Source organism: Rhodococcus sp. YH1, assembly GCF_009939605.1.
Taxonomy (GTDB): domain Bacteria; phylum Actinomycetota; class Actinomycetes; order Mycobacteriales; family Mycobacteriaceae; genus Rhodococcus; species Rhodococcus aetherivorans.
Genome location: NZ_WVTE01000097.1, coordinates 1 through 20527, shown reverse-complemented (window position 1 = coordinate 20527; position 20527 = coordinate 1). Strand labels below are relative to the sequence as shown.

Sequence of the window (20527 nt, the reverse complement as noted above, 5' to 3'; positions counted from 1 at the left end):
GCCCTCCGGCTCGCTACGCGGCGGCGATCACCAGCACCCCGCACGGGCGATGGCCCGCGGCCCGCAGGACCCGCACCGACTCCGCCGCGGTGGCGCCGGTGGTGACGACGTCGTCGACGAGCAGCACCGCCGCCCCGGGCGGCGGACCCGCCGCCGTCCGGATCCGCACCCGGCCGGCCAGGTTGCGCTGCCGCTGGGCGGCCGACAGCCCCACCGAATCCCGGACGCCGCGCCCGGTGCCGAGGAGGCCGCAGACCTCGAGCCGCCGGTCGTGGCCGGCGGCCACGCGCGCCGCGCGCGTCACCGGGTCGCCGCCGCGTGACCGCGCCGCCCGCGCCCTCGTCGGGGCGGGCACCACGACGACGGGTCCGGCGGGCAGCTCGCCCCAGCGCCGCAACCGCGACACGGCGGTCGCCAGCGCGAGGCCGAGCGGGCCGGCCAGATCGCGCCGGCCGTGTTCCTTGGCCGCGATCACCGCGCGACGGCGGGCGCCGCGGTACGGCCCCAGCGCCCACACCGGCACGCCGGGATCGACCCGGGGCCGGACCCGTGCAGGCACGTCCGCCAGTTCCCGGGCACAGCGCCGGCACCAGCCGACGCCGGCGAGTCCGCAACCGCCGCACTCGACGGGCAGCACCAGATCCAGCAGCGAGGTCAGCACCGCGCCAGTGTGGCCGCCGGCCCCGACATCCCGCGCCGGACCGTCAGCCCGGCAGGACGGGGACCGCCTGCAGCCCGGTCAGGCCGGGTACCTCGCGCCAGTACCGGTCGCCGGCCGGATCGGCGTTGTTCAGCTGGAACACCGCCCGCGAGTCGGCCACGAACTCCGAGGTCGTCGACGCCTCGACGGCGACCACGGGCGGGGTGAGGTTCCGGCTCGGCAGGGCGTCCATGCGGGAGCCGTCCACCGCGACCTGCACGACGGGCACGTCGGAGGCGGACCGTGCCACCACCACGGTGTCCGGGGTGCTCCAGTCCAGCGACAACGCCGGGCTGCCGAGGCCGATGGCGATCTCCCGCGGCGTCGTGAGCGAGAACTCGCCGTTCGACTTCTGCACGACCACCGCGACGTACACGCGGCCGTCCACGATCATCGCCGCGCGCACGCCGTCGCGGGAAAGCCGCAGATCGCTGATCACGTTGCCCACGGCCCGCACGGAGCCGGCGTCGACGGGGAGGACGGTGACCCGGCCGGTGCCCGGCTCGCGCACCACGCGCACCACGTTCGTGCCGTTGACCACGGCCCACACGGAGTTGTCGTCGAGCGCCCACGTCGGCCGCGTGATCGATTCGCCCTGCAGGGCACGTGCCGCCGTCCCGTCGCGGTAGGGGCCGATCAGCAGCTCGGCGGTGGCTTCGGGGGCGGGACGCCCGGTGTCGGCGACGGCGGCCGCGAGCTCGCCGTCGTGCGACAGCGCGACCGAGCGCAGGGTCGTCGCGGCGCCGAAGGCCCCGGGCACCGGAGTCACCCCGGTCTCGGCGACACTGACCAGCCCGCCGCCCCGCAGGGCGTGGAGGCCGATGGTGGCGCTCGAGGTGGCCAGCGGGTTCATCGACGCCACGTCCGCGGTGGTCCAGCCGTTCGGGAACCGCTCGTCCAGCGGCTGACCGTCCGCGAGCAGCACGTAGGGCCCGGTGATCTCGGCGTTGGCGAGGGTCCAGATCACCTGTGCCGCCAGCATCTCGCGGCTCTCCTTGCCCAGGGGCTTCAACCCCAGGAAGTCGATCCGGACGCCCCCGAGACCGACACCGACCTGGGTCGTGCGGCCGTCGGCCTTGGTGATCGGCCCCCGCACGGACACCCCGGAGCCGAGTTCCGTGCGCACGGCCGGTGCCAGGGCCGCCTTCGGGCCCTCGATGAGCAGGTCGATCAGCTGTGCCGCGGTCTGGTCCTGGGTCGCGGCGATCCAGCGGGGGTCGGGCACGACCGTGCGCCCGGACGGGTCGACGAAGTACAGCGAGCGTCGCTGGTAGCCGTTGAGGAACTGCGGGCGGTCCATGACGACGCCCGGTCCCATCTCGTCGATGCGCCACTCGCCGCCCGTGAGCACGAGCGTGATCCTGGTTTCGAACGGTCCCTCGTCGGCGCGGTAGACTCCGCCCTCCTCCAGGTGCCCGACCCGGTTGGCGCGGATGACGTACGTCGCGCGCTCGGCGCTGCGCGACTCCGGCAGCACGTCGACCTTGTCCACGATCGTCGCGCTGGCGGCGTCGTCCCACCCGGCCGACATGTCGGCGGTGAGGAACTGCCGGGCCGCGAGGTGGCGGTTCGCCGGGTCGGTGCTGGCGCGCAGGAAGTCGCGCAGGAGCAGGTCCGGTTCCCGGCCCGGTGCCGGCGGGGGGACCGAGGTGGTGGTGGGCTCACGGGCGATGGTGCCGACCGCCTGCGGCGACGACGAGTCCGGCAGGCTGGCACACCCCGACACGGCGACGGTCAGGCCGAGCATCGCCGTGAGGATCGTCTTCGTGCCCCTCATGTGGCGGCTCCTTCGGGCGGGACCGGCACGTGCGCCGAATCCGCGGCCGTCCCGGCGTCGTCGCCGGTCCCGGCATCCGCCGACTCCGCCTCGGCCGGCGCGGCCGCTCCCGGCAGCGGGCGGCCCTGGACCGCACGGACCGTGCTGGGAACGAGCGGCAGCGGACTGCGGCCGACCTTGCGTCCCCGTTCCCGCGGGAGGGTCAGCCGGAAGCAGGACCCCTGGCCGGGCTCGCCCCACGCCTCGAGCTTGCCGTTGTGGAGGTTGGCGTCCTCGACGCTGATCGCCAGGCCGAGACCGGTTCCGCCGGACCGCCGGACCCGCGACGGGTCCGAGCGCCAGAACCGGTTGAAGACGAGTTTCTCCTCGCCCGGACGCAGGCCGACGCCCTGGTCCCGGACGATGAAGGCGGCGGCGTTGTCGTCGGCGCGCAGGCGCAACAGGATGGGTTTTCCCTCCCCGTGGTCGATGGCGTTGGCGAGCAGGTTCCGCAGGATGCGCTCGACGCGGCGCGGATCCACCTCGGCGGTGACGGGTTCGCCGGGCAGGTCGACGATCAGCTCGGTCCCGCTCTCGCGGGCGAGGTGCCGGACGGTGGAGACCGCGGCACGGGCGCACATCCGCAGGTCGAGCTGCTCGGCCGCGAGCTCGGCGACGCCGGCGTCGTGACGGCTGATCTCGAGCAGATCGCCCAGCAGGCTCTCGAACCGGTCGAGCTCGGTGACGAGCAGCTCCGAGGCCCGCTTCAGGGACGGGTCGAGTTCGTCGCTGCCGTCGTGGATCAGGTCGGCGGCCATCCGCACCGTCGTCAGCGGGGTCCGCAGCTCGTGACTGACGTCCGAGGTGAACCGCTTCTGCAGGTTGCCGAACTCCTCGAGCTGCGTGATCTGCCGCGACAGGCTTTCGGCCATCTCGTTGAAGGACATGGCCAGGCGCGCCATGTCGTCCTCACCGCGCACCGGCATGCGTTCCTTGAGGCGGCCGTCGGCGAACCGGACCGCGATGCGCGACGCCGAGCGGATCGGCAGCACGACCTGGCGCGCGACGATCATCGAGATCGCGGCGAGCAGCACGAGCAGCACGCCGGCGCCGACGAGCAGCGTGCCCCGCACCAGCGACAGCGTGTTCTCCTCGCCCGCCAGCGGGAACACCAGGTACAGCTCGAGGGTGGAGATGTCCGACGCCGTCGGGGTGCCCACGATCAGGGCCGGGCCGGAGTAACCGTCCGGATCCGACACGGTCGCGAACTGGTAGGAGATCTGGCCCTTCTGCACGAAGGCGCGCAGGTTCTCGGGGATCTGGTCGGCAGGACCGCTCGACGTCGGGGCGCGCGGTCCGTCGCCCGGCACGATCAGCACCGGGTCGAAGGTGCCCGCGACGCCGGTGTCCTGGCCGGCGTCGCTGCCGCGGTTGGTCAATGCCGCGGCGGCCCCGTCGAGCCGTACTTGCAGCGAACCGGAGTCGTCGGCGCCGGCGAGCTGGCCCTCGACGAGTGCGCGGGAGCGCTCGACCTCCTCGGTGGCGGCGTTGATCTTCACCTCGAGCAGCCGCTCGGTGATCTGGCTGGTGAGCACGACACCGAGGACGAGCATCACGATCAGCGACAGCGACAGGGTCGAGACCACGACCCGGAGCTGCAACGATCGCCGCCACGTGTGGGCGAGCCGGTTGCTCACCGCACGTGACCACCTCAGCAGCGGCAGGGTCCTCCTCGTGATCCGCCGCCGCAGTCGGTACCCACCGATCACGGCGGTCCGGCCTTGTAGCCGACGCCACGCACCGTCAGCACCACCTCGGGATTCTCGGGATCCTTCTCGACCTTCGCGCGCAACCGCTGCACATGGACGTTCACCAAGCGGGTGTCGGCCGCGTGCCGGTAGCCCCAGACCTGCTCGAGCAGCACCTCACGGGTGAACACCTGCCGCGGCTTGCGCGCGAGCGCCACCAGCAGATCGAACTCGAGCGGCGTGAGAGAGATCAGTTCGTCCCCGCGGCTGACCTTGTGGGCGGGAACGTCGATGGCGATGTCGCCGATGGAGAGCACCTCGGCCGGTTCCTGCTCGGTGCGACGCAGCCGCGCCCGGACCCGGGCCACGAGTTCCTTGGGCTTGAACGGCTTGACGATGTAGTCGTCGGCGCCGGATTCGAGCCCGAGCACCACGTCCACGGTGTCCGACTTGGCGGTGAGCATCACGATGGGCACGCCCGAGTCGGCCCGCAGCACCCGGCACACGTCGATGCCGTTCATGCCCGGGAGCATGAGGTCGAGCAGGACGAGGTCGGGCCGGATCTCCCGGACCGCGTTCAGCGCCTGCGAACCGTCACCCACCACGTACGGCTCGAATCCCTCGCCCCGCAGGACGATCGTGAGCATCTCGGCGAGCGCGGTGTCGTCGTCGACAACCAGAATCCTCGGCTTCATGGCTTCTATCGTGTCACTCCTCGACCGTGGTGAAGCTGATTTGAGATCTCGGCGGCGAGTTGTCGCGGATCGGCGTCGGGTCCGGCAACCCGCCACGGCGACATCCACTGTCGGCGTGCGAGGTCGTCGTACACCTGCCCGGTCCGGGCCTGCAGACCCGAGTCCCGTTCGTACGCGTCCCGATCGCGGGCCGTGTCGGCAGCGGCGCGACTGCGGGCCCGCTGCGCAGCCAGTTCCACGGGCACCCGCAGCAGCAGCTGCAGATCCGGTACGGGCAGCGCGAACCGATCGAACTCGAGCTCGCGGACCCATTCCACCGACGGCCCCGAGCCGTCCTCGTGGTGCCGCGCGGCGGTGTAGGCGGCGTTGGACGCGACATACCGGTCGAGCAGCACGATGTCGTTGTCCGCCAGGAGCTTCCGCAACTCGTCGGCGGCGTCGCGCCGATCGAGGGCCCACAGCAGGGCCATCGCCTCGATGCTCGAGGCCGCGTCACCGTGCCGGCCCCGCAGGGCCTCGGCACCGAGGTCGGCGTGCACCGACACGCCGTAGCGCGGAAACGCGAGCGTCGCGACGACGAATCCCGCAGCGCGCCAAGCCTCGACGAGGCCCGCGGACAGTGTCCGCTTGCCGGCCCCGTCGAGCCCCTCCACGACGATCAACGCGCCCATCGGCGGTGTCCTGCGATCCTCGCTACCGTGCTCAGTACCGGTAGTGCTCGGGCTTGTACGGGCCCTCCACGTCGACCCCGATGTACTCGGCCTGGTCCTTGGACAGCTTGGTGAGCTCGCCGCCGAGGGCCTCGACGTGGATGCGGGCGACCTTCTCGTCCAGGTGCTTGGGCAGGCGGTAGACCTCGTTGTCGTACTCGTCCGGCTTGGTCCACAGCTCGATCTGGGCGATCACCTGGTTGGCGAACGAGTTGCTCATCACGAACGACGGATGGCCCGTGGCGTTGCCGAGGTTGAGCAGCCGGCCCTCGGACAGCACGAGGATGGAATGCCCGTCGGCGAAACGGAACTCGTCGACCTGCGGCTTGATGTTGATGCGGGTGACGTCCGCCGCCCGCTCGAGGCCGGCCATGTCGATCTCGTTGTCGAAGTGGCCGATGTTGCCCAGGATCGCCTGGTGCTTCATGCGGCGCATGTGGTCGAAGGTGATGATGTCCTTGTTGCCGGTCGCGGTGATCACGATGTCGGCCTGCTCGATGAAGCCCTCGACCGTGACGACATCGAAGCCGTCCATCAGCGCCTGCAGCGCGTTGATCGGGTCGATCTCGGTGACGGACACGCGCGCACCCTGCCCGCGCAGCGCCTCCGCGCAGCCCTTGCCGACGTCCCCGTAGCCGCACACCAGGGCGGCCTTGCCGCCGATGAGCACGTCGGTACCGCGGTTGATGCCGTCGAGCAGCGAGTGCCGGGTGCCGTACTTGTTGTCGAACTTGCTCTTGGTGACCGAGTCGTTGACGTTGATCGCGGGGAACGCCAGGTCGCCGCCGGCCGAGAGCTGGTACAGCCGCAGCACACCGGTGGTGGTCTCCTCGGTGACGCCGCGCACCGACTCGGCGATCGCCGTCCACTTCTTCGCGTCCTGCGCGAGGGACTCGCGCAGCAGCGCCAGGAACACCCGGTACTCGGCGGAGTCGTGCTCCTCGTCCACCGGCGGCACCACACCCGCCTTCTCGAACTGCGCGCCCTTGAGCACCAGCATGGTGGCGTCACCGCCGTCGTCGAGGATCATGTTGGCCGGCCGCGGTGTCCCGTCGGCGGCGGCGGGCCAGGTGAGCATCTGCTCGGCAGCCCACCAGTACTCCTCGAGGGTCTCGCCCTTCCACGCGAACACCGGCACACCGCGCGGGGCCTCCACGGTGCCGTGCGGGCCGACGACGACCGCAGCGGCGGCATGGTCCTGGGTCGAGAAGATGTTGCACGAGGCCCAGCGCACCTCGGCGCCGAGCGCGACGAGCGTCTCGATCAGCACGGCCGTCTGGACGGTCATGTGCAGCGAGCCGGAGATCCGCGCGCCCTTCAGCGGCAGCACCTCCGCGTACTCGCGGCGCAGCGCCATCAGGCCGGGCATCTCGTGCTCGGCCAGCCGGATCTCCTTGCGGCCGAATTCGGCGAGGGACAGATCGGCGACCTTGAAGTCGATCCCATTCAGCTGGTCGGCCACGAGCTTGGTGTCGGACACGTGAGAATGCCTCTCCTGTTGTCAGTCGGTTCTGCCAACAGGCTATACAACTCGCTGCTCAGTCGTGCCGGGCGGAGCGATCGATGAACGGCCCGAGCAGCTCCGCCAGGTCCGCGGCGACGTCCCGGTCGGACTCGGGCGGCATGGAGATGTAGCTCATCGCGATGCGCACGATCGCGCGGCCGAGGATGCCCGCATCCGACGCGGACGCCTGGACCCAGCTGCGCTGGAAGGTTTCCGACAGCCGGGCGGAGGCCCGCTCGATGAGCGGCGCCGAATCGGTGGTGATCAACCGCAACAGGTCGGGCTTGGCCTCGCCGCGCAGCAGCGACTGGATCAGCGGGTCGGCGCTGCTCTCGACGAAGAACGACGTGAATCCCTCGACGAGGGCGTCGCGCGCCTGACCCACATGGCTGTAGATCGCGTCGTCGACGGCGTCGACGAACTGATCGACCAGGCGCAGGGCATACGCCTGGGCCAGGCCCTGCCGCGAGGCGAACTCGTTGTAGAGCGTCTGCCGGCTCACACCGGCGCCCCGGGCGACGTCCGTCATGGTGACGGCGGACCAGTCGCGGGCGGTGAGCAGGTCCCGCATGGCATCGAGCACCGAGTTGCGCAGCAGCATCCGGCTGGCCTCGTGGAACGGTACGCGTTGCCGGTCCTCGGGTTCCCCGGCTCGCGGGGGCTCCCCGGCGGGGGACGATTCGTGCACGATCGACATGCCGCGACGTTTTCACGCGGGGCGGGTCCCGTCAACACGAAGGGAGCTAGCGGCGCGGCGCCGCCGTTTCCGCCAGTACCGAGTGCCGGCGACTGTAGGTGAAGTAGACGACCACGCCGATCACCATCCACACCACGAACCGCAACCACGTCTCCACCGACAGGTTGGCCATCAGCCACACGCACGCGAGTACCGCGAGAATCGGCACGAGCGGCACCGCGGGCACCCGGAATCCGCGCTCGAGATCCGGACGGGTCCGGCGCAGCACGATCACCCCGATCGAGACCAGGACGAACGCGAAGAGCGTCCCGATGTTGACCATCTCCTCGAGGGTGCCGAGCGGAATGAGGCCGGCGAGGACGGCAACCACGACCGTCACCAGCACGGTCGTCCGCACCGGGGTACCGTGCCGGCCGGTGTGCGACAACCGTCGCGGGACGAGGCCGTCGCGTGCCATCGCGAACAGCACCCGGGTCTGACCCAGCATCAGGACCATCACGACGGTGGTCAGGCCGGCGAGGGCACCGACCGAGATGAGGTTCTTGGCCCAGTCCATCCCGTTCAGCGCGAACGCCGTCGCGAGCGTCGACTCGTCTCCGGCCAGTTCCTTGTAGTTCACCATCCCGGTGAGGACGAGGCTCACCGCCACATACAGCACGGTGACGATCGCGAGGGAGCCCAGGATCCCGATGGGCACGGCCCGCTGGGGATGCCGCGTCTCCTCCGCGGTGGTGGCGACCACGTCGAACCCGATGAATGCGAAGAACACCAGGCTCGCCGCGGCGAGCAGGCCGTACCACCCGAACGTGCTGCCCCCGGCCCCGGTGAGGAACGAGAACAGCGACTGCCGCAGGCCCTCACCGGTCGAGGCAGATTCCGACGGCGGGACGTACGGGGTGTAGTTGTCGGTGTCGATGTAGAAGACGCCGAGCGCGACAACGAACAGGACGACGGCGATCTTGATCGAGGTGATCACCAGCGACACGCGCGAGGAGAGCTTCGTGCCCGTGGCTATGAGGACGCCGATCACCACGACGATCAGGATCGCACCCCAGTCCACCTTCACGGGCCCGAGAGAAGCCACCGGCGACAGGCCGCCGAGCACCTCGCCGAGATACAGCGACCAGCCCTTGCCGACCACGGCGGCGGCGAGAGCGAACTCGAGGATGAGGTCCCAGCCGATGATCCATGCGACGAACTCGCCGAACGTCGCGAAGGAGAAGGTGTAGGCGCTCCCGGCGACGGGCACGGTCGACGCGAACTCGGCGTAGCACAGCGCCGCGAGCGCGCAGGCCACAGCCGCGAGCACGAACGCGAGGGACACGGACGGGCCGGCGACGTTCCCGGCCGTCCGGGCCGTGAGGGTGAAGATGCCGGCGCCGATGACGACGGCCACGCCGAACACGATCAGGTCCCACGCTGTGAGGTCCTTGCGCAGACGGGAATCCGGTTCGTCGGTGTCGAGGATGGATCGCTCCACCGACTTGGTCCGGAACAGTCCGCTGCGGGATACGCCGCCGGTCTCGGTCATCGGGCACTCCCCTTTCTCCGGAGCGGAAGTACCCGGAGTGGCGCCCTCCCACGCCTAAGCCACGGGGGGTACGGAACAGGTCGGGCTCGAGGTGGATCAGCCGAACGGCGGGGACGGCGGCCCCGACCCGGGCATCGGGTCGTCGATCGCGGACAACGAGCCGAGGGAGAACAGCACCCCCTCATCGATCGGAAACGAGCGTGTTTCTGCTAGTCGACGGGAGCGCCGGTGTCCGCCAACCGCGCGCGGAACAGTTGCGCCGGCTCGCCGGCCGCCCGCACCGTGACGGCCGGGTCGGAGGCCGACAGCCACACCGCCTGGCCGGCCGACAGCTGCAGGCTCCGCCCACCGCATTCCACCCCGGCCACCCCGGCGGTGCACAACAGGATCTGCGGGCCGCACGGCGGCAGGGTGACGGCGTCCGGTGCGGCACCGGAGCCGGCGGCGACATCGACGCGTGACAGCGCGAACTCCGGGGCCGGAGTCCGGTAGCGCACCTCGCCCGGCCCGGACGGCTCCGGTTCGAGGATCGGCACGTCCACGGGACGGAAATCGAGCACCCGCAGCAACTCCGGCACGTCGACGTGTTTCGGCGTGAGGCCGCCGCGCAGCACGTTGTCCGAGTTGGCCATGATCTCCACGGCCATGCCGTGCAGGTACGCGTGCAGGTTCCCGGCGGCGAGGAACAGGCCCTGTCCCGGCTCGAGCGTGATCCGGTTGAGCAGTACCGCAGCGAGCACCCCCGCGTCGCCCGGGTAGAACTCGGCCAGCTGCAGCACGGTCCGCACCTCCTCGGCGAACGAGGCCGTGCCGTTGCCGTTGTGCGTCGCCAGGTACGTCACGCAGCCGTCGAGCACCCGCGGCAGCAACGCCGACAGCACCGACTGCGGCAGGGTGATCCAGATGGTGAACAGCGCCCGCAGGCCGTCCGAGTCGGGCTGCCCGGCGAGCAACCCGATGTACGGGTCGAGCTCGGGAACCTCGAGGGCGCCGAGCAGCTCGACGGTGCGGTGCGGATCCCGGAAACCGGCGAGCGCCTCGAAGCGGGTGAGCGCGACGACGAGTTCGGGCTTGTGGCTCGCATCGCGGTAGTTCCGCACCGGCGACTCGAGGGGCAGGCCCGCGGCCTCCTCCCGGGCGAAGCCCTCGGCGGCCTGTTCGGCGCTCGGATGGGCCTGCAACGACAGTGGCTCCTCGGCGGCGAGCAACTTGAGCAGGAACGGCAGCCGGGGTCCGAACCGGCTCAGTGTCGCCGGCCCCAGATGCCCGCCCGGATCGGCCTCGAGCACGTCGAGCAGCGATGCGCTCCCGCCCGGGCTGTCGCCGTTGGCGCTCACCACGCGCGCCGGGTCCGCGGGATGCGCACCGAGCCACAGTTCCGCCTCCGGATGTGCGGACGGCACGGTACGGCCGCACAGCGCCGCGATCGCGGTGCGCGAACCCCAGGCATACGAACGCAGCGCACCTTCGAGTCGGAGCACTAGCAACCACCGACCAACCGCAGATAGGCCGCGGCCATCTCGAATCGCACGGCCAGCACCGCCACCTGCTCCGGCACCGGCGGCACCGCCTTCGCCTCGAACTCCCCCACCACCGATACCAACTCCATGTCCGGCAGCGCTGCCGCGCGCCGCTCCGCCTGCCGCCGATCCTCCTCCACGCTCAGCACGAACACCCGCGCCGGGGGTGCGGGCACCGGCCCGTCGAGCTGTTCGTCGTGGAAGAACGGATCGTAGGGTTCCCCGCTCGCCGACGGCCTCGCGATGAGCCGGTCCCGGGCCGCGAGGACGTCCGACAACGCCGACGCCGACGCGATCACCCCGGCCACCTGCAACAGGGACTCCCCGGCGTGCCGGGCCAGCGCGGCCGTCACCGCGGAGTCGCCGGCCAGCGCTACCCGACGCGACTGGATGCGGGCCGCGAGCGCCTTCGCCGGGTTGTGGAACACCTCGCTGCCCGGCTGGTCGCGACCGGCCTCCGCGTCCGCCGAATCGGCGAGGTCGGCCAGCGGGGGAACCGCGCCCGCCGTGCGGGTGGCCTCCATCGCGACCACCACCGCGAGGAACACGGCGAGGTGCCGCAGGAGTGAGTACGCCACCGGCACCCGGATCCGCGGGGGCAGCAGCGTCGCACGGCCGGCGGTCGCCGCCCGGATCGGCCCCTCGTCCGGGGCGTCGACGACCACCTCGGCCCCGCGCCGCAGGGCCGCGGCGACCGACTCGGCGAGCTGCGGGTCGCCCGCGTCGTCGCCCGCGACGACGACGACGTCGAGCGGGCCGACCCACGGCGGCGTGACGGGGGCCGTGACCAGCGGCACAGCCGAGCGGGCCGCAAGCATCGCGACGACCAGCTCGCCCGCGCGCGCGGCGCGCGCGTCGCCGCACACGAGCACCACGCTGCGGGGGTGCAGGCCGTGCAGGCGGTCGAGGATCTGCTCGTCGACGGCCGCGGCGGTGGCCCGGATCTGGGCCCCACCGAGCGCGGCGAACCGCAGGATCCCGTCGACGTCCGCGTCGATCAGGGCGTCCGTGTCGTCCAAGTCGAGGAACGAAGAGGGAGCCGTCATGGCTGCGCCACCATCCTTCCGACTCGAACCGTCCCGGCGCCGGGCCCCGGGAACTCGATTATCCCCGCCACGGATACTTCCGTCACGCGCGCACGATTGCCAGGATTTCCCTCACCAGCGCGTCGACCTGTTCGGCGGTGCGGGCCTCGACGTTGAGCCGCAGCAGCGGCTCGGTGTTGGAGGCGCGCAGGTTGAACCAGGCGCCGTCGGCGAGGTCGACGGTGACGCCGTCGAGCCGGTCGACCGATTCGGCACGATCGCCGAATGCCTCGAGCACGGCGGCGGTGCGCTCCGCGGCGTCGGCGACGGTGGAGTTGATCTCCCCGGACGCCGCGTACCGGTCGTAGCCGGCCATCAGCTCGGACAGCGGCCGGTCCTGCCCGGCGAGCGCGGCGAGCACGTGCAGCGCGGCGAGCATGCCCGAGTCCGCGCCCCAGAAGTCGCGGAAGTAGTAGTGCGCGGAGTGCTCCCCCCCGAACACGGCCCCGGTCTCGGCCATCTGCTGCTTGATGAACGAGTGCCCGACGCGGGTGCGGACGGGCTTGCCGCCGAGTTCGGCGACCAGTTCCGGCACGGCGCGCGAGGTGATGAGGTTGTGGATGATCGTCGACCCGGGTTCCTTGGCGAGTTCCCGCGCGGCCACCAGCGCGGTGACCGCCGACGGAGTGACCGGCTCGCCGCGCTCGTCGACGACGAAGCAGCGGTCGGCGTCGCCGTCGAAGGCGAGTCCGAGGTCGGCACCGGATTCGCGCACGAGCTTCTGCAGGTCCACCAGGTTGGCGGGATCGAGCGGGTTGGCCTCGTGGTTGGGGAAGGTGCCGTCGAGTTCGAAGTACAGCGGCACGAGGTCGATCGGGAGCGCGCCGAACACCGCCGGCACCGTGTGCCCGCCCATGCCGTTGCCGGCGTCGACGGCGACCTTCAGCGGACGCATCGCCGACAGTTCCACCCGCGAGCGGACGAACGCGGCGTAGTCGGCGAGCACGTCCCGTTCGGAGACGGTGCCGGGGGCGCCGTCGAAGTCCGGGACGCCGGCGACGAGTTCGGCGGCGATGGTGGCGAGGCCGGTCTCCTGCCCGACCGGCTTCGCCCCGGCCCGGCACAGCTTGATGCCGTTGTAGCGCGCCGGGTTGTGGCTCGCGGTGAACATGGCGCCGGGGGCCTCGAGGATGCCGGAGGCGAAGTACAGCTGGTCGGTGGAGGCGAGTCCGATGTGCACGACGTCGAGTCCCTGGGCGGTGACGCCGGCGGCGAAGGCCTGCGACAGCTGCGGGGACGATTCGCGCATGTCGTGGCCGATCACGATGCGGGTGGCGCCGCCGTCGCGCATCAGGCGAGCGAAGGAGGCTCCGACATCACGGACGAACCCCGCATCGAGCTGTTCTCCCACCACGCCACGCACGTCGTATGCCTTGACCACGGCGGACACGGACTCGGCAGATCTCGCCACTGTTGCTGCTCCTGATCGTCGACTGGCACCGCCGCCTCCGCGGCGGGGCACGGTCAGCCTAGTGGGCGACGATCAGGACGTGGGATCGGGCAACACGCGCAGGTGGCCACGGCGGCCGGTGCGGGCCGTGGGCGGCGCGGCCAGCGCCGTGGGGACACCGGAATCGGTGTCGTCGGAGTCGGTTCGGGCACGCTCGCCGAGACCGGCCTCACGCACCGCTTCGGCCAGGGCGGTCAGGTCGTCCTCGTCCGGAGTGCCGGTGGTGAAGGCACCCTCGTACCGGACCAGCTCCCACCCCTTCGGCGCGGTGATCCGCGAGCCGTGCGATTCGCACAGATCCCACGAGTGCGGCTCGGCGACCGTCGCCAGCGGACCGACGACCGCGGTGGAGTCCGAGTACACGTAGGTCAGCGTCGCAACAGCAGGGTTCTTGCACCCAGGCCGGCAGCATCGACGCAGTGATCTCACAGTCGGAGAGTAGCGCGCCGTCCGCCCGGGGACTATCCGGACACACCGGAGAACCCGGTACGGATTTTCGTGTCGTACTGTCCAGAGCATGCACCGATCGCGCCGTTCCCGCCCCGTGACGTCCCGCTCGGTCGCGCGACGCGGCCGCGGCGTGCGCGGGCCGTTGTTCCCGCACGAGTTGCCGGCGTGGCGCTCACGGGCGGAGAAGTTCGACCTGCTCGTGCTGGGGGCGTTCGCCCCGATCGACGCGCAGTGGCACGACCGGCTGACCAAGCTCGATATCGCCGTCGACGAGGTGCCCAAGATCCGCGCCCTCGACCCCGACTCGGTGAACTGGCCGTCGGAGGTGGTCGCGGACGGTCCGGTGCCGCTGTCGCGACTCGTGCCCGCGGGGATCGACCGCCGCGGCGCCGCGACGCGGGCCCGGATCGTGCTCTTCCGCCGCCCGCTCGAACTGCGGGCGAAGGATCCCGAGGATCTCACCGATCTGGTCCACGACGTGCTCGTGCACCAGGTCGCCACCTACCTCGGCGTGGAACCCGAGGTCATCGACCCCGAGCTCGGCGGCTTCGACGAGGACTGACGTCCTCAGACGATGCCGCGCTTGAGGCGCCGGCGCTCCCGCTCCGACAGACCGCCCCAGATGCCGAAGCGCTCGTCGTTGGCCAGCGCGTATTCGAGACACTCGTCCCGGACCTCGCAGCCCAAGCAGATCCGCTTCGCCTCCCGGGTCGATCCGCCCTTCTCGGGGAAGAACGCCTCGGGATCCGTCTGCGCGCACAGCGCGCGTTCCTGCCACTGGTCGTCGCCACCGTCGGACGGGTCGCCGAAACCATCGATCAGGCTGAGCACGGGTCGCGCGGGCGCGTCCCCCCCGATGCCGTCGATGTCGTCCCGAACGTCCTCGCCTGCAGTGTCGATGCCTGCAGTGTCGATCCGAGAGCTCTCGAACCATTCGCGCTCGTCGGCCATCGTTCGCCTCCTCACCTGCAGCGCTGCAACTCTCGTCGAAACCGGCCCACTCCGCGCCATCCCCGGTCGAACATGCGTTCGAATGCAGTTCACCACAACCGATCTCGGCCCCGGTTCACTGGAAATGACACTTATGTGATTAGACACGTGGGGCGTGTCGCGGTCAAGCCGAGCGGCGCCGCTGCCTTACCATCCGGGGTTCTCCACCGTGCCGGTGCGCACCCGCCGCCCGGGCGCGCAGGCACCCCGGCAGCCCACCCGGCGCACCGCCTAGGCTTGCCCTGTGAACGTGACTGTATTGGTCGGCGGCGTCGGAGGTGCGCGTTTTCTCACCGGCGTGCGCCGGCTCCTCGGCATCGAACCCGGCCGCGACCTCGACCCCGACGCCGCACACCGGGTCACCGCGATCGTCAACATCGGCGACGACGTCTGGATGCACGGGCTGCGGATCTGCCCCGACCTGGACACGTGCATGTACACCCTCGGCGGCGGGATCGACACCGAACGCGGATGGGGCCGGGCCGACGAGACCTGGCACGCGAAGGAGGAACTGGCGGCCTACGGCGCCACACCCGACTGGTTCGGTCTCGGCGACCGCGACATCGCGACCCACCTGCTGCGCACCCAGTTGCTGAGCGCCGGATACCCGCTCTCGGCCGTGACCGAGGCCCTGTGCGACCGGTGGAAGCCCGGCGTCACCCTGCTCCCGGTCTCCGACGACCGCAGCGAGACCCACGTGGTCATCACCGATCCGGCCGACGGCGAGCAGCGCGCCGTGCACTTCGAGGAATGGTGGGTCCGGCACCGCGCGCAGGTCCCCACGCACAGCTTCGCGCACATCGGCGCCGAGAAGGCCGTCCCCGCTCCCGGAGTGCTCGCGGCGATCGAATCGGCGGACGTGGTGATCCTCGCCCCGTCGAACCCGGTGGTGAGCATCGGCGCGCTCCTCGCGATCCCCGGCCTGCGCGGCGCTCTGCGCACCACGTCCGCGAAGATCGTCGGCCTCTCGCCGGTGATCGACGGAAAGCCGTTGCGCGGCATGGCCGATGCCTGCCTCGACGTGATCGGCGTCGAGTCGACCGCCCAGGGCGTGGGGCGGCACTACGGCGCCCGCAGCGGCGCCGGCCTGCTCGACGGGTGGCTGATCCACTCCACCGACACCGCCGATGTGCCCGGCGTCGAGGTGCGCAGCGTGCCGCTGCTCATGACCGATCCGGACGCGACAGCCGAGATGGCTCGCGCCGCATTAGAACTGGCAGGAGTGACCCCGTGAGCATGCCCACCGACACGGCCACCGGGACCGCCGCCGGAGTGCGCGACCACTCCCCCGGGCGGCCGATCGAGATCCTCCCGGTGCCGGGCCTGCCCGAGTTCCGGCCCGGCGACGACCTCGCCGCCGCAGTGGCCACCGCCGCACCCTGGCTCGCCGACGGGGACGTCCTCGTCGTCACCAGCAAGGTCTTCTCCAAGGTCGAGGGCCGCATCGTCGACGCCCCCACCGATCCCGAGGCCCGCGACACGCTCCGGCGCCGCCTCGTCGACCAGGAGGCCGTACGCGTGCTCGCCCGCAAGGGCCGCACCCTCATCACCGAGAACCGGCTCGGGATCGTGCAGGCAGCCTCCGGGATCGACGGCTCCAACGTCGCCGCGTCCGAGCTCGCCCTGCTGCCCGAGGACCCGGACGCGAGCGCCGCGGCGCTGCGGGAGCGCCTGGGGACCCTGCTCGGCGTGACGGTCGCGGTGGTCGTCACCGACACGATGGGTCGGGCCTGGCGCGTCGGCCAGACCGACGCCGCGATCGGTGCGGCCGGGATCCCGGTCCTGCACGAATATGCCGGATCCCGGGACGCACAGGGCAACGAGCTGTTCGTCACCTCCGTCGCCGTCGCCGACGAGATCGCCGCCGCGGGCGACCTCGTCAAGGGCAAGCTGGGCGGGGTACCGGTCGCGGTGGTCCGCGGTCTCGACCTGCCCGACAACGGTTCCACCGCACAGGAACTGATCCGCGGCGGGGAGGACGACCTGTTCTGGCTCGGCACCGCCGAGGCACTCGAGCAGGGCCGCCGTGAGGCGCTGCTGTTGCGCCGGTCGGTGCGCGAATTCTCCTCGGAACCGGTCGATCCCGAGGATCTGCGGGACGCGGTCGCCGAGGCGCTCACCGCTCCGGCGCCGCACCACACCCACCCGGTGCGGTTCGTCTGGGTCCGCACCGAGCAGGTCCGCCGGCGGCTGCTCGACCGCATGCGCGAACGCTGGGCCGCCGACCTCGCCGGCGACGGGCTCGACCCGGCGGCGATCGACCGCCGGGTCGGCCGCGGCGCCATCCTCTACGGCGCCCCCGAAATGGTGATCCCGTTCTGGGTTCCCGACGGCGCACACAGCTACCCCGACGCCCGCCGCACCGCCGCCGAGGCCACGATGTTCACCGTCGCCGCCGGCGCTGCCGTGCAGGGGTTGCTGGTCTCGCTCGCCGTGCGCGGGCTCGGCAGCTGCTGGATCGGGTCGACGATCTTCGCCCCGGACGTCGTGCGGCGTGAACTCGGCCTGCCCGGGGACTGGTCGCCGCTCGGCGCGATCGCGGTCGGGCACCCCCTCGAGCCGGCGACACCGCGCGTCGCCCCCGCGGCCGGCGACCTGCTGCTGGAGCTTTGAGGTGACCGCGTCCACGCTGCACGCCTCGGCCGTCGACCGGCTGCAGACCTGGCGGACCGACTCGGTGGACGCGGAGTCGCTGCGGCACACCATGCTCGCGTTCCTCGACGCCGCGCCCGAGGGGTGCCTCCGCAGGCACGTGCCCGGACACGTCACGGCGTCGTCGCTCGTGCTCGACGCCGACCGCCGGCACGTGCTGCTCACCCTGCATCCCCGGGTGGGGCGGTGGATCCAGCTCGGCGGGCACTGCGAGGAATCCGACGAGACGGTCGTCGGGGCGGCGCTGCGGGAGGCGACCGAGGAGTCCGGCATCGAGAACCTGGTCATCGATCCGGAACTGCTCTCGGCGCACACCCATCCGATCACCTGCTCGCTGGGCCGCCCGACCCGGCACCTGGACCTGCGGTTCCTCGTCGTCGCGCCGCCCGGGGCCGTGCCCGTCCGCAGCGCGGAATCGACCGACCTGCGCTGGTGGCCGGTCGACGCGCTGCCGCCGGAGGCCGAGCACGACACCCTCGGGCACCTGCTCGGCCTCGCCGCCGTACGCACCGGGGCGGGCCCCGCCGTGCGCACCGGGGCGGGCCCCGCCGTACGCACCGGGGCGGGCCGTTAGACCGGTTGCAGCGTGGGGCGTTTCGGTTCGATGCCGTCGCCCGAGGAGGTGCCGCGCAGGCGCCGCCCGACCCAGGGAATCAGGAATTCGCGTGCCCACCGGCGGTCCTCGGCCCGCTTGGCCGCCGAGACCACCGGCGCGGCATCGAACTCGGCCGGGGTGAGCGTGTGCGACACACCGAGGAGATCGAGCACGCGGATCGCCATGTTCCGGTGCCCGGCCGGCGACATGTGGAGCCGGTCGAAATCCCACATCCGCAGGTCGCGGTACTCGTCGAACCGCCAGAAGTCGACGATCGCCGCACCGTGGCGGTCGGCGATCGCCCGGACCAGCTCGTTGTAGACGGCCCAGCGGCCGCGCAGCACCCCGAACACCGGCGCCCAGCTACCGTCGTAGGCCGTCCACACGAGCACTCGCGCACCCGTGGCGGCAAGCTTGCCGATCGCGTCGTCGTACTCGGCCGCCAACGCGTCGAGGTCAAGCTTCGGGCGCATGAGGTTGTTGCCACCGGCGTAGATCGTCACCAGGTCGGGTCGCATCGCGATCGCCGCGTCGAGCTGCTCGTCGAGGATCGGGCGCAGCAGCCGTCCGCGCACGGCGAGGTTCGCATACCCGAACCCGGGGTTGTCGCGGGCGAGCTCCTCGGCGACGAGATCCGCCCAGCCACGCAACCCGTTGGGCCGGGCCGGATCCGGGTCCCCGACGCCTTCGGTGAACGAATCACCCAGCGCCACATACCGTTCGAACTTCATTCGTGGACCCCCCGTGCTCACACGTCGGTACTGAAACGGATCCCCCCGTCGGGGATCTGCACACCGGGCCAGACCCGGGCGCCGCGCAGCAGCTCGCAGCGCGCCCCGATGTCGGCGCCGTCGCCGATCACCCCGTCGCGGATCAGGGCGCGGGGACCGACCCGGACCCCGAATCCGATGATGGACCGCTCGATCACCGCACCGGCCTCCACCCTCGCGCCGTCGAAGATCACCGCGCCGTCCAGGCGTGCGCCGGCGCCGATCTCGGCGCCGCGGCCGACGACGGTGCCGCCGATCAGCAGGGCACCGGGCGCGACGGAGGCACCGGGATGGACGAGGGATTCGCCGCGCTGCCCACCGAGCGCGGGCGACGGTGCGATGCCGCGCACCAGGTCTGCCGAGCCGCGCACGAAGTCCTCCGGCGTGCCCATGTCCCGCCAGTAGGCGGCGTCGACGTGCCCGTACACGCGCTTGCCCTCCGCCAGCAGGGACGGAAAGACCTCACGTTCCACGGAGACCGGACGACCCTCGGGGATCGACTCGATGATCTCGCGCTTGAAGACGTAACAGCCGGCGTTGATCTGGTCCGTCGGCGGATCCTGCGTCTTCTCCAGGAACGCGGTGACCCGGCCCTCCTCGTCGGTGGGCACGCACCCGAACGCGCGGGGGTCGCCCACGCGCACCAGGTGCAGCGTCACGTCGGCGTCGGTGCGCAGGTGCGTGTCGAGCACCGCACCGAGATCCGTGCCGCCGAGGACGTCACCGTTGAAGACCATGACGTTGTCGGCGCGCAGCCTGGGCAGCACGTTGCGGATGCCGCCGCCGGTGCCCAGCGGCTCCGCCTCGGTGACGTACTCGATCTCGAGACCCAGTTCCGAGCCGTCACCGAAGTAGTCCTCGAACACCTCCGCCTTGAAGGATGTTCCGAGCACCACGTGCTTGATGCCGGCCGCACGGATACGCGTGAGCAGGTGCGTCAGGAACGGCACGCCGGCGGTGGGCAGCATCGGCTTCGGCGCGGACAGGGTCAGCGGCCGCAGCCGGGTCCCCTGCCCGCCCACCAGGATCACCGCATCGGTGTGCGGCGCAGCATCGTTCGTCATCGTGTCCCCTGTTCCGTGGTGTTGCCCGCCTCGGCCGCCCGCGCCCGTTCGCGTGCCGCCGCGGCCACCGACATCCTCGACCGGGCGGCGAGCCCGGCCCGCAGCGCCCACCGCAGCGGCGCCTGCCACGGATGCGGGTGCCGGTCCGCCTGGAACCGGTACGCGCTGTCGTGGTGGGCCGGCAGCATGAGTTCGGGATGCCGTCCTGCGGCGTGCCCCTTCGCGTGGGTGACCTCTGCCGAGGGCACGTATACGTTGAGCCAGCCCGCCCGGCCGAACCGGTCGCCGAGATCGACGTCCTCCATGTACATGAAGTAGCGCGAGTCGAAGCCGTCGACCGCGTCGAACGCCGCCCGCCGCACCAGCAGGCACGACCCGGACAGCCAGCCCACCGGGCGTTCGGACACGGTCTCGTTCTCCTGCCGGTACCGCTGCGTCCACGGGTTCTTCGGCCACACCGTGCCGAGCAGCGCGTGCCCGGCGCCGGAGACCAGCCCGGGCACCGAGCGCGCCGACGGATAGACGGTGCCGTCGGGTTCGTAGATCAGCGGGCCGAGGGACGCCGCGCGCGGCCAGCGACGCGCCGCCTCGAGCAGCCGGCCCAGCGACC

20 protein-coding genes are annotated in these 20527 nt (G+C 71.7%); 4 read left to right on the top strand and 16 right to left on the bottom strand.

The window, feature by feature from the left end; translation table 11 throughout:
- Positions 1-13: 13 nt before the first annotated feature.
- The 12 genes from AIIKEEIJ_RS09290 to AIIKEEIJ_RS09235 all read right to left on the bottom strand — a co-directional run bounded on the left by AIIKEEIJ_RS09290 (position 14) and on the right by AIIKEEIJ_RS09235 (position 13825).
- Positions 14-661, bottom strand: coding sequence for a ComF family protein (locus tag AIIKEEIJ_RS09290; RefSeq protein ID WP_065922406.1), 648 nt, complete (start codon positions 659-661; stop codon positions 14-16).
- Positions 662-704: 43 nt separating this feature from the next.
- Positions 705-2477 (bottom strand): MtrAB system accessory lipoprotein LpqB, encoded by a 1773-nt coding sequence (gene lpqB, locus AIIKEEIJ_RS09285; RefSeq protein ID WP_065922405.1) that lies wholly within the window; start codon positions 2475-2477, stop codon positions 705-707.
- A complete protein-coding gene (gene mtrB, locus AIIKEEIJ_RS09280; protein ID WP_080688640.1) occupies positions 2474-4225 on the bottom strand; it encodes an MtrAB system histidine kinase MtrB in 1752 nt (583 codons plus the stop codon). The genes lpqB and mtrB overlap by 4 nt, the downstream gene beginning before the upstream one ends.
- Complete coding sequence (gene mtrA, locus AIIKEEIJ_RS09275; RefSeq protein WP_006942670.1) at positions 4222-4899, bottom strand: MtrAB system response regulator MtrA; 678 nt, start codon at positions 4897-4899, stop codon at positions 4222-4224. The genes mtrB and mtrA overlap by 4 nt, the downstream gene beginning before the upstream one ends.
- A 5-nt stretch (positions 4900-4904) precedes the next feature.
- Complete coding sequence (locus tag AIIKEEIJ_RS09270) at positions 4905-5570, bottom strand: dTMP kinase (RefSeq protein ID WP_029544615.1); 666 nt, start codon at positions 5568-5570, stop codon at positions 4905-4907.
- Positions 5571-5601: 31 nt separating this feature from the next.
- Complete coding sequence (gene ahcY / locus AIIKEEIJ_RS09265; protein ID WP_006942661.1) at positions 5602-7089, bottom strand: adenosylhomocysteinase; 1488 nt, start codon at positions 7087-7089, stop codon at positions 5602-5604.
- A 58-nt stretch (positions 7090-7147) separates the two neighbouring features.
- Entirely contained in the window at positions 7148-7810 is a 663-nt protein-coding gene (locus tag AIIKEEIJ_RS09260; RefSeq protein ID WP_029544617.1) for a TetR/AcrR family transcriptional regulator, read from the bottom strand.
- A gap of 46 nt (positions 7811-7856) precedes the next feature.
- The gene (locus AIIKEEIJ_RS09255) at positions 7857-9341 is read right to left on the bottom strand and encodes an amino acid permease (RefSeq protein ID WP_161995515.1); all 1485 of its coding nucleotides are present in this window, start codon (positions 9339-9341) and stop codon (positions 7857-7859) included.
- Between the two features lie 209 nt (positions 9342-9550).
- Entirely contained in the window at positions 9551-10822 is a 1272-nt protein-coding gene (gene manA / locus AIIKEEIJ_RS09250; RefSeq protein WP_006942657.1) for a mannose-6-phosphate isomerase, class I, read from the bottom strand.
- Positions 10822-11907 carry a hypothetical protein gene (locus AIIKEEIJ_RS09245; RefSeq protein ID WP_043802402.1) on the bottom strand — a complete coding sequence of 362 codons (1086 nt, stop codon included), beginning with the start codon at positions 11905-11907 and terminating at the stop codon, positions 10822-10824. Before AIIKEEIJ_RS09245 ends, manA begins: the two co-directional genes overlap by 1 nt.
- 82 nt (positions 11908-11989) lie before the next feature.
- Positions 11990-13357, bottom strand: coding sequence for a phosphomannomutase/phosphoglucomutase (locus tag AIIKEEIJ_RS09240; protein WP_065922401.1), 1368 nt, complete (start codon positions 13355-13357; stop codon positions 11990-11992).
- Between the two features lie 72 nt (positions 13358-13429).
- The gene (locus AIIKEEIJ_RS09235) at positions 13430-13825 is read right to left on the bottom strand and encodes a DUF3499 domain-containing protein (protein WP_170914101.1); all 396 of its coding nucleotides are present in this window, start codon (positions 13823-13825) and stop codon (positions 13430-13432) included.
- A gap of 88 nt (positions 13826-13913) precedes the next feature.
- Here AIIKEEIJ_RS09235 and AIIKEEIJ_RS09230 point away from each other — a divergent pair, with 88 nt between their 5' ends.
- Positions 13914-14408, top strand: coding sequence for a metallopeptidase family protein (locus tag AIIKEEIJ_RS09230; protein ID WP_037201001.1), 495 nt, complete (start codon positions 13914-13916; stop codon positions 14406-14408).
- 5 nt (positions 14409-14413) lie between these two features.
- Here AIIKEEIJ_RS09230 and AIIKEEIJ_RS09225 read toward each other — a convergent pair whose 3' ends face one another.
- Positions 14414-14677, bottom strand: coding sequence for a WhiB family transcriptional regulator (locus tag AIIKEEIJ_RS09225; RefSeq protein ID WP_338020928.1), 264 nt, complete (start codon positions 14675-14677; stop codon positions 14414-14416).
- Positions 14678-15080: 403 nt separating this feature from the next.
- Here AIIKEEIJ_RS09225 and cofD point away from each other — a divergent pair, with 403 nt between their 5' ends.
- The 3 genes from cofD to AIIKEEIJ_RS09210 are packed head-to-tail and all read left to right on the top strand — an operon-like array spanning position 15081 to position 18062.
- Positions 15081-16070: a 2-phospho-L-lactate transferase gene (cofD, locus tag AIIKEEIJ_RS09220; protein ID WP_161995513.1), complete on the top strand. Its 990-nt coding sequence runs from the start codon at positions 15081-15083 to the stop codon at positions 16068-16070.
- A gap of 2 nt (positions 16071-16072) precedes the next feature.
- Positions 16073-17449 carry a coenzyme F420-0:L-glutamate ligase gene (locus tag AIIKEEIJ_RS09215; RefSeq protein ID WP_037201795.1) on the top strand — a complete coding sequence of 459 codons (1377 nt, stop codon included), beginning with the start codon at positions 16073-16075 and terminating at the stop codon, positions 17447-17449.
- A 1-nt stretch (position 17450) separates the two neighbouring features.
- Positions 17451-18062, top strand: coding sequence for an NUDIX domain-containing protein (locus AIIKEEIJ_RS09210; RefSeq protein ID WP_161995512.1), 612 nt, complete (start codon positions 17451-17453; stop codon positions 18060-18062).
- On the opposite strand, the gene AIIKEEIJ_RS09205 is transcribed toward AIIKEEIJ_RS09210, so the two are convergent.
- From AIIKEEIJ_RS09205 to AIIKEEIJ_RS09195, 3 genes are all read right to left on the bottom strand, one after another.
- Positions 18059-18814 carry an SGNH/GDSL hydrolase family protein gene (locus AIIKEEIJ_RS09205; protein WP_006942636.1) on the bottom strand — a complete coding sequence of 252 codons (756 nt, stop codon included), beginning with the start codon at positions 18812-18814 and terminating at the stop codon, positions 18059-18061. The two genes, AIIKEEIJ_RS09210 and AIIKEEIJ_RS09205, sit on opposite strands and share 4 nt — an antisense overlap.
- A gap of 17 nt (positions 18815-18831) precedes the next feature.
- On the bottom strand, positions 18832-19917 hold the full coding sequence (locus tag AIIKEEIJ_RS09200; RefSeq protein ID WP_006942634.1) for a sugar phosphate nucleotidyltransferase: 1086 nt from the start codon (positions 19915-19917) through the stop codon (positions 18832-18834).
- The coding region (locus tag AIIKEEIJ_RS09195) for a glycosyltransferase family 2 protein (protein ID WP_161995511.1) at positions 19914-20527 on the bottom strand (614 nt) is incomplete at its 5' end. The genes AIIKEEIJ_RS09195 and AIIKEEIJ_RS09200, both read right to left, overlap by 4 nt.

Excerpts from the sequence above, each read along its gene's own strand:
- lpqB (WP_065922405.1), bottom strand. The coding sequence starts at position 2,477 with ATGAGGGGCACGAAGACGATCCTCACGGCGATGCTCGGCCTGACCGTC.
- mtrA (WP_006942670.1), bottom strand. The coding sequence starts at position 4,899 with ATGAAGCCGAGGATTCTGGTTGTCGACGACGACACCGCGCTCGCCGAG.
- AIIKEEIJ_RS09270 (WP_029544615.1), bottom strand. The coding sequence starts at position 5,570 with ATGGGCGCGTTGATCGTCGTGGAGGGGCTCGACGGGGCCGGCAAGCGG.
- AIIKEEIJ_RS09260 (WP_029544617.1), bottom strand. The coding sequence starts at position 7,810 with ATGTCGATCGTGCACGAATCGTCCCCCGCCGGGGAGCCCCCGCGAGCC.
- AIIKEEIJ_RS09255 (WP_161995515.1), bottom strand. The coding sequence starts at position 9,341 with ATGACCGAGACCGGCGGCGTATCCCGCAGCGGACTGTTCCGGACCAAG.
- AIIKEEIJ_RS09245 (WP_043802402.1), bottom strand. The coding sequence starts at position 11,907 with ATGACGGCTCCCTCTTCGTTCCTCGACTTGGACGACACGGACGCCCTG.
- AIIKEEIJ_RS09230 (WP_037201001.1), top strand. The coding sequence starts at position 13,914 with ATGCACCGATCGCGCCGTTCCCGCCCCGTGACGTCCCGCTCGGTCGCG.
- AIIKEEIJ_RS09215 (WP_037201795.1), top strand. The coding sequence starts at position 16,073 with ATGCCCACCGACACGGCCACCGGGACCGCCGCCGGAGTGCGCGACCAC.
- AIIKEEIJ_RS09205 (WP_006942636.1), bottom strand. The coding sequence starts at position 18,814 with ATGAAGTTCGAACGGTATGTGGCGCTGGGTGATTCGTTCACCGAAGGC.
- AIIKEEIJ_RS09200 (WP_006942634.1), bottom strand. The coding sequence starts at position 19,917 with ATGACGAACGATGCTGCGCCGCACACCGATGCGGTGATCCTGGTGGGC.